The sequence below is a fragment of the Bacillus pumilus genome, from assembly GCF_003431975.1.
GTDB lineage: Bacteria > Bacillota > Bacilli > Bacillales > Bacillaceae > Bacillus > Bacillus pumilus_N.
Genome location: NZ_CP027116.1, coordinates 1,645,110 through 1,658,002 on the forward strand (window position 1 = coordinate 1,645,110; position 12,893 = coordinate 1,658,002).

Genomic DNA, 12,893 nt, shown 5'->3' on the forward strand with positions numbered 1-12,893 from the left:
AGCTGATTGCTGTTTACTATGCTTATTTTTGAAACTTATTTGATTCTTTTCAAAACTGTTCAAATCACGTGCTGAGTAAGAGGAGGTGGCTTATCTATTTATCAATGTTTGACTAAAAAGAAGAGGTGAGTAATAGAGACATGGCATCTTATAACTATGTAGAGGTTCTTCAAAAATCTCTGTTGTTTTATGAAGCACAGCGGTCTGGAAAGCTTCCCAAAAGCAACCGTCTCAACTGGCGAGGAGATTCTGGACTAGAGGACGGGAAGGATGTAGGTCATGATTTAACTGGCGGCTGGTATGATGCGGGTGATCATGTGAAATTTGGCCTTCCGATGGCGTACTCAGCAGCTGTTCTTGCTTGGACAGTATATGAATACCGAGAAGCGTATGAAGAGGCAGAACTGCTTGATGACATCTTAGATCAAATCAAGTGGGCAACGGATTATTTCTTAAAAGCACATACAGGTCCGAACGAGTTTTGGGCACAAGTAGGTGATGGAAACGCAGATCATGCTTGGTGGGGACCGGCAGAAGTAATGCCGATGAGCCGGCCAGCTTTTAAAATTGATGAAAATTGTCCGGGAACAGAAGTGGCCGCCCAAACTGCGGCAGCTTTAGCAGCGGGTTCTATCATTTTTAAAGAGACAGATGCCCCTTATGCAGCAAAGCTTCTGACGCATGCGAAACAGCTTTATGCATTTGCTGACAGGTACCGCGGCGAGTATACAGATTGTGTCACAAATGCTCAGCCGTTTTACAACTCCTGGAGCGGCTATATTGACGAGCTTATTTGGGGCGGCATTTGGCTGTACTTGGCGACAAATGAAGAGACTTATTTAAATCAAGCATTAAAAGCAGTAGAGGAATGGCCAAAGGATTGGGATTATACGTTTACCATGTCATGGGACAATACTTTTTTTGCTTCACAAATCTTACTTGCAAGAATTACGAAGGAAAATCGATTTATACAATCGACAGAGCGTAATCTCGATTACTGGACGACGGGTTTTGTTCAAAATGGAAAGGTTGAAAGAATCACTTATACGCCTGGCGGATTGGCATGGCTTGATCAATGGGGATCGCTTCGTTATACAGCAAATGCGGCATTTTTAGCCTTTGTTTATGCTGATTGGGTGTCAGACGAAGAAAAAAAGAATCGTTACCAAACGTTTGCAATCAAGCAAACTCACTATATGCTAGGTGATAATCCGCTTAATAGAAGCTATGTCGTTGGGTTTGGCCAGAACCCGCCGAAGCATCCACACCACCGAACTGCACATGGCTCATGGTCTAACCAGCTGACAAATCCTCCGAATCACCGGCACACTCTTTATGGGGCGCTTGTTGGTGGGCCTAATGCACAGGATCAATATGACGATGATATCTCTGATTATGTATCAAACGAGGTGGCGACGGATTATAATGCCGCCTTTACAGGAAATATAGCCAAAATGGTGCAGCTATTTGGAAAGGGGCAATCAAAGCTGCCCAATTTCCCGCCTAAAGAACAAGCAGAGGATGAGTTTTTTGTAGAGGCAGCCGTGATGAATAACGATGCAGCATCCACTCAGGTGAAGGCGGTACTATACAATCGATCCGGATGGCCGGCTAGAAGCAGCCAAACGCTTTCCTTTAGATATTACGTCAATCTGAGCGAGGTCTTTGCAAAGGGATTGACTGAAAAAGATATTCAAGTGACGGCTGCCTACAATGAAGGCGCTTCCTTATCTCCACTGAAGGTATATGACGCCTCAGCCCACGTCTATTTTGCAGAAATCGATTTTACGGGCGTAGCGATTTTTCCTGGAGGAGAATCAGAGCATAAAAAAGAAATCCAGTTTCGATTATCCGCGCCAAATGGGTCGAATATATGGGATGCCTCAAATGATTATTCCTTTCAAGGGTTAACATCCAATATGCAAAAAACCACGAGAATACCCGTCTTTGATGATGGTGCTTTAGTATTTGGTACGCTTCCAGATAAATAAAATGAAAGATTCATTGAAAGGGTGAAGGACTTGTCAAACAAAGAACGCTTTTTAACGCTTTATCATCAAATCAAAAGTGATGCGAATGGATATTTTTCTCCAGAAGGAATTCCGTATCATTCAATTGAGACGCTCATTTGTGAAGCGCCTGATTATGGACATATGACGACATCAGAAGCTTATAGCTATTGGTTGTGGCTAGAGGTGTTGTACGGACATTACACAGGGGATTGGAGCAAATTAGAGGCTGCTTGGGACAATATGGAGAAGTACATCATCCCAGTCAATGAAGATGGGCGTGATGAGCAGCCGCATATGAACGCTTATAATCCATCTAGCCCAGCCACATACGCAGCAGAAAAACCATTTCCGGATCAATATCCGAGCCAGCTGAGCGGGGCTCGTGCTGCGGGTCAAGACCCGATTGATGGTGAATTGAAGTCAACCTATGGAACGAATGAAACGTATTTAATGCACTGGCTTCTCGATGTTGATAACTGGTACGGGTATGGAAACTTGCTCAACCCATCACATAAAGCCGCATATGTGAACACGTTCCAGCGAGGGCCGCAGGAATCTGTATGGGAGGCGATCCCGCATCCATCCCAAGATGATCAATCTTTTGGGAAGCCGAATGAAGGCTTTATGAGTTTGTTCACAAAAGAAAATCAAGCACCGGCTGCTCAGTGGCGCTATACCAATGCGACGGATGCTGATGCGCGTGCAATACAAGCGATGTATTGGGCAAAGGAACTCGGCTATAATCAGCCAGCCTATCTTAATAAAGCGAAAAAAATGGGGGATTTTCTCCGTTATGGTATGTATGATAAGTATTTTCAGACGATTGGAAGTGGCAAACAGGGGAATCCGTACCCTGGAAACGGAAAAGGAGCCTGTCATTTCTTAATGGCGTGGTATACCTCTTGGGGCGGAGGACTTGGCGATTATGCAAACTGGTCGTGGCGTATTGGAGCCAGCCATTGTCACCAAGGATATCAAAACCCTGTCGCCGCTTATGCGTTATCCACAGATAAAGGAGGCTTAAAGCCATCTTCAGCGACTGGTGCAAGCGATTGGGAAAAAACATTAAAGAGACAGCTTGAATTTTATGTATGGCTGCAATCTAAAGAAGGAGCGATTGCAGGAGGCGCAACGAATAGCTGGAATGGAGACTATAGTGCTTATCCGGCAGGAAGAAGTACTTTTTACGATATGGCATATGAGGATGCACCTGTTTATCTTGACCCGCCTTCTAATAACTGGTTCGGAATGCAGGCATGGCCGATGGAGCGCGTAGCAGAGCTTTATTATATTTTTGTGAAAGATGGAGATAAAACGTCTGAAAATGTCCAAATGGCCAAATCTTGTATCACAAAATGGGTGAACTATGCACTCGATTACATTTTTATCGGCAGCCGTCCTGTGTCGGATGAAGAGGGTTATTTCCTAGATGACCAAGGACGAAGAATTCTAGGGGGAACAAATGCTACTGTGGCTACAACGAGTGCACCTGGCGAGTTTTGGCTTCCTGGAAATATTGCATGGAGCGGACAGCCTGACACTTGGAATGGATTCCAGTCTGCAACAGGAAATCCAAACCTAACTGCTGTTACAAAAGATCCAACTCAGGATACGGGCGTACTAGGGAGCCTAGTCAAAGCTTTAACATTCTTTGCTGCTGCCACTAAGCTAGAGACTGGGGACTATACAGCGCTTGGCGTAAGAGCGAAAGATGCAGCCGCACAGCTCCTTGAGGTGGCGTGGAATTACAATGATGGCGTGGGCATTGTGACAGAGGAAGACAGAGAGGACTATGACCGCTTCTTTAAAAAAGAAGTGTATTTCCCAAATGGTTGGAACGGGACATTTGGTCAAGGGAACCAGATTCCTGGATCAAGCACTACTCCTTCTGATCCGCAGCGAGGAGGTAATGGGGTCTATGCGAGTTTTGCTGATCTTCGCCCGAACATTAAACAAGATCCAGCATGGTCTTCACTCGAGAGTAAATATCAGTCTTCATTTAATGAAGCAACAGGTAAATGGGAGAATGGGGCACCGGTTTTCACCTATCACCGCTTCTGGTCCCAAGTGGATATGGCCACTGCCTATGCTGAATACCATCGTCTCATCAACTAGCAGGTTTTCGAGCTGCCGGCTTCTTTCAGCTGGCAGTTTGAATAAGAAATATAAATCCAATGAAGATAAGGGTGTTTTTACATGGTTAAAGAAAGAAGCTTTCTTCATCAATCATTAAATAAGGGCGAAAATGGGCAGGGCAATCAGGTGTGGAAAAAAGAGGCGAATGATCGAATCTCAAAGCATAGACAAAGAGACCTTCAAATAAACGTCACAAATCATGAAAACAAGCCAATAGCAGGTGTAGAGGTGGAAATTAAGCAAATTAAGCATGAATTCGCATTTGGCTCGGCAATGAATGACCAAGTGTTGTTTAATCAACAATATGCTGATTTTTTCGTGAAATATTTTAATTGGGCTGTTTTTGAAAATGAGGCAAAATGGTATGCGAATGAGCCGGAAAGAGGAAGAATCACTTACGAAAAAGCAGATGCGATGCTGAACTTTGCAGATAGACATCAACTTCCAGTGAGAGGCCACGCTTTATTTTGGGAGGTAGAAGATGCGAATCCAAGCTGGCTAAGGACATTGCCCAATCACGAAGTGTATGCAGCCATGAAAAACCGGCTTGAGCATGCGGGTCATCATTTTAAGAGGAGATTCCGTCATTGGGATGTAAACAATGAAATGATGCATGGTTCATTCTTTAAAGACCGCTTCGGGAAAAATATTTGGAAATGGATGTATGAAGAAACGAAAAAGATTGACCCTCAAGCACTATTGTTTGTGAATGACTATAATGTGATCTCATATGGTGAGCACCATGCTTATAAAGCGCATATCAATGAACTGCGACAGTTGGGCGCACCTATTGAGGCGATTGGTGTTCAAGGTCATTTTGGAGAGCGGGTCGATCCAGCCATTGTAAAAGAGAGGCTCGATGTGCTTGCTGAGCTTGGTCTGCCTATATGGGTCACAGAGTACGACTCTGTTCAACCTGACGCAAATAAAAGAGCGGATAACCTAGAGGCTTTATACCGCGTGGCATTTAGTCATCCAGCCGTAAAAGGAGTGCTGATGTGGGGATTTTGGGCAGGTGCCCATTGGAGAGGTGAGCATGCGGCCATCGTTAATTATGATTGGTCTTTAAATGAAGCAGGTCGACGTTATGAAAAGCTTCTAAAAGAGTGGACGACACAAAGAGTTGAAAAAACAGGGGCTAATGGCAAAGTGACATGTCCAGCATTTCACGGGACATATGAGATTCGAATCGGTAGCGAAAATAAAATATTAAAACAACAGACAATTGAACTTGATTCAAATGAACAAACACCACTTCGACTAGATGTGATTGTACCTGAAGGATCGGCTTGAAGAGAATTTAACTGACTTCGCATATGCCAGGATCACTCCAACAACTGAGTATCATAAAGGGCAGCACTTATTAGTGAACATGCGCACAGAATAAATGAAAAGAACGGATGACGAATGCCTGCTGAATAAGGAACTTCATTTGCATAAAAAAAATGGATATGGTATAGTTTTTATGGAAATGCTAACGATTACCGAGACAAGAGTGGGGAAACCCGCTCTTTTGTATTGAACAGGCAATTTTTGTCTCGACATTATTCATCCGTTTTCTGCTCCCCCTGCTCACATAAAGCAGGGTTTTTATGCAGAATGATTGATAAGAGCGTTTATCGAAAGCACAAGGAGGAAGAGAATGAGCAAAAAAGTAGTGGATGTCGTAAGCGAAATGGTACAGCCAATTTTAGATGGCTTACAGCTTGAACTCGTTGATGTTGAATTTGTCAAAGAGGGTCAAAACTGGTTCCTTCGCGTGTTTATTGACTCTGATAAAGGTGTCGATATCGAAGAATGTGCCAAAGTGAGCGAAGCCTTGAGCGAAAAGCTTGATGAGGCAGATCCGATTAGCCAAAACTACTTTCTTGAAGTATCCTCTCCTGGAGCGGAGCGCCCATTAAAGAAAAAAGCTGATTTTGAAAAAGCACTTGGAAAAAATGTTTTCATGAAAACATATGAACCAATTGATGGTGAAAAAGCATTTGAAGGTGAGCTTACAAGCTTTGATGGTGAGATTGCAACAGTGACAGTGAAGATCAAGACAAGAAAGAAAGAGATCAATATTCCATACGAAAAAATAGCTAACGCAAGATTAGCAGTTTCGTTCAATTAACCTTTTCATTGATATAAGGGGGAACCATAAAAATGAGTAGTGAGTTGTTAGATGCCCTGACTGTTCTTGAAAAAGAGAAGGGTATTAGTAAAGAAATTATTATTGAAGCGATAGAAGCTGCACTCATTTCTGCATATAAGCGTAACTTTAATCAAGCACAAAATGTTCGTGTTGATTTAAACCGCGAAACGGGAACAATTCGCGTATTTGCAAGAAAAGATGTTGTAGATGAAGTGTATGATTCTCGCCTTGAAATCTCTGTAGATGATGCGGCCAATATCAACCCGAATTACATGGTAGGTGACGTCGTTGAGATTGAAGTCACACCAAAAGACTTCGGGCGCATTGCAGCTCAAACAGCGAAACAAGTCGTAACGCAGCGAGTGAGAGAAGCAGAGCGAGGTGTGATCTACACTGAGTTTATCGATCGCGAAGAAGACATTATGACGGGAATCGTTCAGCGAATTGACAGTAAATTCATTTACGTGTCACTTGGCAAAATCGAAGCCCTTCTTCCGGTCAACGAACAAATGCCAAATGAGGACTACAAACCACATGACCGCATTAAAGTGTTTATTACAAAAGTAGAAAAAACAACTAAAGGACCACAAATTTATGTGTCTAGAACACATCCAGGTCTTTTAAAGCGTTTATTTGAAATTGAAGTGCCAGAAATTTATGATGGTACTGTAGAGCTTAAATCGGTTGCTCGAGAAGCTGGGGACCGTTCTAAAATATCTGTTCGTACGGATGATCCTGATGTTGATCCAGTTGGGTCTTGTGTTGGACCAAAAGGTCAGCGTGTACAAGCAATTGTCAATGAGCTAAAAGGTGAAAAGATTGACATTGTCCATTGGTCTAATGACCCTGTTGAATTTGTTGCCAATGCATTAAGTCCTTCAAAAGTACTTGATGTCATTGTCAATGAAGAAGATAAGGCGACAACTGTCATTGTCCCTGATTATCAGCTATCATTAGCGATTGGTAAAAGAGGTCAAAATGCTCGTCTTGCTGCAAAGCTGACTAGCTGGAAAATTGACATTAAAAGCGAAACAGATGCAAGGGAACTCGGTATTTTCCCAAGAACTGAAGACTCTGAATCTCTTTTCTTAGAGGCTGAACCAGTAGCTGAGGAATCTGACGAATAAGAGGTGATGTAAAAGGTGAAAAGCCGAAAAAAAATCCCGCTTAGAAAATGCGTCGTGACGGGAGAAATGAAACCAAAGAAAGAACTGATCCGTGTTGTTCGTTCTAAAGAAGGTGAAGTGTCTGTTGATGCAACCGGAAAAATGAACGGACGCGGAGCTTACCTTTCTCTCGATAAAGAAACCATTCTTGCGGCAAAGAACAAACGCAGTTTACAGCAGCAATTTCAGACACAGATTGACGAACACATATTTGAAGAATTACTAGAACTAGCTGAAAAGGTGAAAAAACCAAATGACTGAATCTGAATGGTATCCTTTGCTAGGTCTAGCAAATCGAGCTCGTAAAGTCGTGTCAGGAGAAGATCTAGTGATCAAAGAAATTAGACATGCGCGTGCTAAGCTGGTTCTTCTTGCAGCAGATGCCTCATCGAACACAGAGAAAAAGGTATCTGACAAATGCAAATTTTATAATGTTCCGGTTAGAAAAGTTGAAGACCGTTCCGTTCTCGGACGTTCTATTGGGAAAGATGCTCGCGTAGTTGTCGCTGTCACTGACCAAGGCTTCGCTAAGAAGCTTATAAGCTTGCTCGATTAATTTATTTGGGGGTGAACGAATGGCTAAAGTGAGAGTTTATGAATACGCAAAAGCCATAGATGTTTCAAGTAAAGATATTATAGCAGCGCTTAAAGATATGAACGTGGAAGTGAACAACCACATGGCGACGCTTGAAGACGACACTGTGAAAAAGCTAGACGCTATCTATAAAAAAGCCAAAGCAAAAGAGACAGCTAACGAGAAACCCGCAGAACAAAAAAAACAATCATCTAACAAAAACAATGATAGAAAGAAGAATGACGTGCAGAATAATCAATTTAATAAAAACAAAAAAAACAACAACCAAAATAAAAACAAAAATAAACGCGGTGGGAATAACAAACCGCAGCATCAGCAAGCTAGACCTGTGAAGCCTAAAAAAGAGCTTCCTGAAAAAATTGAATTTACAAATTCAATGACAGTCGGCCAGCTGGCTGAAGAGCTTGGGAAAGAATCAGCTGAAATCATCAAAAAGCTGATGATGCTTGGTGTTATGGCAACCATTAACCAAGAGCTGGATAAAGACACAGTTGAATTAATTGCTTCTGAGTATGGCGTTCCGGTAGAGGAAGTCATTATTTTAGAAGAAACTGAACTGGAAAAGTATGAAGTGGAAGATAAAGAAGAAGATATGCAAGTACGCCCTCCAGTTGTAACGATCATGGGACACGTTGACCACGGGAAAACAACGCTTCTTGACAGCATTCGTAAGACGAAAGTCGTTGAAGGCGAAGCTGGTGGAATCACGCAGCATATCGGTGCATACCAAATAGAAGAAAATAGCAAGAAAATCACGTTCCTTGATACACCTGGACACGCAGCATTCACAACAATGCGTGCACGTGGTGCCGAGGTAACGGATACGACAATCCTTGTTGTTGCAGCAGATGATGGCGTTATGCCGCAAACGGTTGAAGCCATTAACCATGCGAAAGCGGCAGAAGTGCCAATCATTGTCGCTGTCAACAAAATTGACAAACCAACAGCAAACCCTGACCGCGTGATGCAGGAATTAACTGAGCATGGTCTTGTACCAGAAGCTTGGGGCGGCGAAACGATCTTCGTTCCTCTATCTGCGAAAACAGGTGAAGGCATTGACGAATTGATTGAAATGATCCTTCTTGTCAGTGAAGTAGGAGAACTGAAAGCCAACCCAAATCGTGCGGCAAAAGGGACGGTCATCGAGGCTGAGCTTGATAAAGGAAGAGGTTCTGTTGCAACCCTTCTTGTTCAAACTGGTACACTTCATGTAGGTGATCCAATCGTCGTTGGAAACACATTTGGCCGTGTGCGTGCCATGGTTAATGACATCGGCCGCCGCGTGAAAACAGCAGGACCATCTACACCTGTTGAAATCACTGGTTTAAACGATGTACCTAATGCAGGGGATCAGTTCCTCGTATTCAAAGACGAAAAAACAGCTCGTCAAGTGGGCGAGGCCCGTGCGTCTAAACAACTTGATGAACAGCGTTCAGACAAAGCGAAATTATCTCTCGATGACCTATTTGAGCAAATCAAACAAGGTGAGGTAAAAGATATCAACTTGATCGTGAAAGCAGACGTACAAGGTTCTGCTGAAGCATTGACGGCGGCACTTCAAAAAATTGAAGTAGAAGGCGTCAAAGTGAAAATCATCCATACGGGTGTTGGAGCGATTACAGAATCCGATATCATCTTAGCAAGTGCTTCTAATGCCATCGTAATTGGATTTAACGTACGTCCTGACGGAAATGCGAAGAGCACAGCTGAAACAGAGAACGTAGATATTCGCTTACACCGCATTATCTATAAAGTCATCGATGAAATTGAAGCTGCGATGAAAGGAATGCTTGACCCTGAATATGAGGAAAAAGTGATCGGTCAAGTTGAAGTTCGTCAAACGTTCAAAGTTTCTAAAATTGGTACCATTGCTGGTGGTTATGTCACTGAAGGAACAATTACTAGAGATAGTGGTATCCGTTTAATCCGTGACGGCGTCGTTATTTTTGAAGGCGAAGTTGACGTATTAAAACGATTTAAAGATGACGTCAAAGAAGTTTCACAAGGCTATGAATGTGGTATTACCATTAAGAAATACAATGATATCCGTGAAGGTGATGTTATGGAATCATTCGTTATGCAAGAAATTGAAAGAAAATGATCGGTTATACCGAATGTGAGTGCATCATTTATGATGCATCCTCACTGAAGGAAAAACGTGCGGTTCTTCAGCGTATATTGACAAGAACGCGTCATAAATTCAATGTAACCATGGCTGAAATGAATTATCAGGATACATGGCAGCGTACATCAATTGGAATCGCCGTTATTTCCTCATCTCGGGTTCAAGTGGAAAAGGAGCTTCAGCGAGTATTAAGCTTTATTGATTCCTTTCCTGAAATTGAACGAACGATCACGAAAACTGAGTGGTTTTAATTAGAGGTGATAAGATCATGAGTATGAGAGCAACCCGTGTGGGTGAGCAAATGAAAAAAGAATTGGGCGACATCCTAGGCAGAAAGCTGAAAGATCCAAGAATTGGCTTTTTGACTGTAACGGATGTCGAAGTGTCCGGTGATTTGCAAATTGCCAAAGTCTACATTTCTGTTCTTGGTGACGAGAAGAAAAGAGAGGAAACTTTAAAAGGCCTTGCAAAGGCTAAAGGGTATATCCGCTCTGAGATTGGCAATCGAATCAGACTTCGCAAAACACCAGAACTGCACTTTGAATTCGACGAATCCGTGGATTACGGGAACCGAATTGAAAGCCTGATTGCTGAATTAAACACAAAAGACCACGAATAAGATGTTGAAATAAGGATAGGCGATGATCGTCTGTCCTTTTTCATCGTTTATGAAAGGAGAGAACGCAGATGATAAATGGTGTTCTTTTATTACATAAAGAAAGAGGAATGACCTCTCACGACTGTGTGTTTAAAGTGAGAAAGATCCTGCATACCAAAAAAGTCGGACATACAGGCACCCTCGATCCTGAGGTTTCAGGTGTTCTACCGATTTGTATCGGTAGAGCGACGAAGATTGTAGAATACTTAACAGATAAATCAAAAACGTATAATGCAGAAATGACGATTGGCTTTTCTACAACAACAGAAGATCAAACAGGCGAAATTGTTGAAGAAAAAAAGGTGCAAAAGCCAATTTCAGAAGAAGAAATCGATGCTGCGTTGAAACAGTTTGAAGGTGCGATTGAACAAATTCCTCCCATGTTTTCTGCTGTGAAAATTGGTGGGAAAAAGCTCTATGAATATGCAAGAGAGGGTATTGAAATTGAGCGGCCAAGCCGCGAAATTACGATTCACCGTATTGAGCGGACCACTCCTGTTCTATTTGAAAATGGAAAGGTGTCATTTAGATTCACTGTTCTATGCTCAAAAGGAACGTATGTCAGAACCTTAGCGGTTGATATTGGAAAGAAACTAGGGTTTCCAGCCCATATGTCACATCTTATTCGCACAGGGTCAGGTGATTTTACACTAGATGAATGTATCACTCTTGATGAGCTCCGAGATATGAGCGAAGAAGGCACAGTAGATGAGCACCTTGTTCCGATCGAACGTGCGCTCAATCATTTGCCGAAATGGGAGATAAATGATACATTAGCAAGTAAAGTGGAAAACGGTGCAGTCCTGCCATTGCCTGATGAATTTGCTCATTTTGCAGAGGAGGATCGTGTCGCTGTCTTTGCTCCTTCAGGTCGTTGTATGGCGATATATATGAAGCATCCGACCAAACAGAATCTGATGAAGCCGGCGAAGATCTTATCTCAGGACAAGCAATCTTAAAGAAAAGGTGACCATCTCGTGAAGACTATACATATTTCACACCCTCATACATTGAATCAAAACGATCAAGAACCGTCTGTTATGGCTTTAGGGTATTTTGACGGTGTTCACCTCGGACATCAAAAAGTCATTGATACAGCAAAAAATATGGCGAAAAAGGAAGGATTGGCCTTAGCGGTCATGACCTTTCATCCGCATCCATCACATGTTTTGCAAAAAGCGCGTGAACCTAAAGACTTAATTACACCACTTGAGGATAAAATTGATTTCATCAAACAGCTGGGTGCTGACTATTTATACATTGTGCAATTCAGCGAAAGCTTTGCAGCGCTATCTCCTCAAGAGTTTGTGGATCAATATTTGAATGAGCTGAATGTGAAGCACGCAGTAGCCGGTTTTGATTTTACGTTTGGGCGTTTTGGTGCAGGCACAATGGAAACGTTTGATGAGTACGCAAAAGGGCGTATTTCAGCAACCATCGTCCCTAAATTGTCCAATCAAGACCGAAAAGTGAGCTCGACTCTCATACGTTCCGCATTGAAAAATGGAGATGTTGAATATGTGAGTGAGCTTTTAGGAAAACCTTATCAGCTTCGCGGCATTGTCATTCATGGGGATAAGCGAGGACGGACGATCGGTTTTCCGACAGCCAATGTCGGTTTATCTGCTGAATACATCATTCCGCCAACAGGGGTTTATGCAGTGAGAGCAGAAGTGAAGGGCAAAGTGTATGACGGCGTTTGTAACGTTGGCTATAAACCAACATTTTATGAAAAACGTCCCGATCAGCCTGCGATTGAAGTGAACCTTTTTGATTTTAACGAAGAAATATACGGTGAACCGATTAAATTACAATGGTTCAAGCGTATTCGCAGCGAACAAAAATTTAACGGAATCCAAGAATTAACGGCTCAAATCAGTCAAGATAAAGAAGAAGCGATTCAGTTTTTTCATGATCAGCGTAACCAAACAAAAAATTCATAGAAAAACAGCTCTACCATTTGCAAATTCAGCATATTTTTAGTATGATAATTCCTGTAGCTTTAAAACCACTTACTTGGCAGGCCGACTTCACCGACGGTTGCGAGGTAGATGGGGCTAACAT

12 protein-coding genes are annotated in these 12,893 nt (G+C 42.5%); all 12 read left to right on the forward strand.

Annotated features, from left to right (window positions below):
• Positions 1-140: 140 nt before the first annotated feature.
• On the forward strand, positions 141-1,991 hold the full coding sequence (locus C5695_RS08370) for a glycoside hydrolase family 9 protein (protein WP_117730326.1): 1,851 nt from the start codon (positions 141-143) through the stop codon (positions 1,989-1,991).
• A 30-nt stretch (positions 1,992-2,021) separates the two neighbouring features.
• Positions 2,022-4,127, forward strand: a complete 2,106-nt coding sequence (locus C5695_RS08375; protein ID WP_117730327.1) for a glycoside hydrolase family 48 protein — start codon at positions 2,022-2,024, stop codon at positions 4,125-4,127.
• 81 nt (positions 4,128-4,208) lie between these two features.
• A complete protein-coding gene (locus C5695_RS08380) occupies positions 4,209-5,441 on the forward strand; it encodes an endo-1,4-beta-xylanase (RefSeq protein ID WP_117730328.1) in 1,233 nt (410 codons plus the stop codon).
• Positions 5,442-5,790: 349 nt separating this feature from the next.
• Positions 5,791-6,264 carry a ribosome maturation factor RimP gene (rimP, locus tag C5695_RS08390; RefSeq protein WP_003211398.1) on the forward strand — a complete coding sequence of 158 codons (474 nt, stop codon included), beginning with the start codon at positions 5,791-5,793 and terminating at the stop codon, positions 6,262-6,264.
• Positions 6,265-6,296: 32 nt separating this feature from the next.
• Entirely contained in the window at positions 6,297-7,412 is a 1,116-nt protein-coding gene (gene nusA, locus C5695_RS08395) for a transcription termination factor NusA (protein ID WP_007499530.1), read from the forward strand.
• Between the two features lie 15 nt (positions 7,413-7,427).
• Positions 7,428-7,712, forward strand: coding sequence for an RNase P modulator RnpM (rnpM, locus tag C5695_RS08400; RefSeq protein WP_008344742.1), 285 nt, complete (start codon positions 7,428-7,430; stop codon positions 7,710-7,712).
• Positions 7,705-8,007 (forward strand): YlxQ family RNA-binding protein, encoded by a 303-nt coding sequence (locus tag C5695_RS08405; RefSeq protein ID WP_117730329.1) that lies wholly within the window; start codon positions 7,705-7,707, stop codon positions 8,005-8,007. The genes rnpM and C5695_RS08405 overlap by 8 nt, the downstream gene beginning before the upstream one ends.
• Before the next feature lie 19 nt (positions 8,008-8,026).
• The gene (gene infB, locus C5695_RS08410) at positions 8,027-10,147 is read left to right on the forward strand and encodes a translation initiation factor IF-2 (protein WP_117730330.1); all 2,121 of its coding nucleotides are present in this window, start codon (positions 8,027-8,029) and stop codon (positions 10,145-10,147) included.
• Complete coding sequence (locus C5695_RS08415; RefSeq protein WP_117730331.1) at positions 10,144-10,422, forward strand: DUF503 domain-containing protein; 279 nt, start codon at positions 10,144-10,146, stop codon at positions 10,420-10,422. Before infB ends, C5695_RS08415 begins: the two co-directional genes overlap by 4 nt.
• A gap of 17 nt (positions 10,423-10,439) precedes the next feature.
• Positions 10,440-10,790, forward strand: a complete 351-nt coding sequence (gene rbfA, locus C5695_RS08420; RefSeq protein WP_007499525.1) for a 30S ribosome-binding factor RbfA — start codon at positions 10,440-10,442, stop codon at positions 10,788-10,790.
• 68 nt (positions 10,791-10,858) lie between these two features.
• Positions 10,859-11,788: a tRNA pseudouridine(55) synthase TruB gene (truB, locus tag C5695_RS08425; protein ID WP_117730332.1), complete on the forward strand. Its 930-nt coding sequence runs from the start codon at positions 10,859-10,861 to the stop codon at positions 11,786-11,788.
• Between the two features lie 18 nt (positions 11,789-11,806).
• Positions 11,807-12,772, forward strand: coding sequence for a bifunctional riboflavin kinase/FAD synthetase (ribF, locus tag C5695_RS08430; RefSeq protein WP_117730333.1), 966 nt, complete (start codon positions 11,807-11,809; stop codon positions 12,770-12,772).
• Positions 12,773-12,893 lie beyond the last annotated feature (121 nt).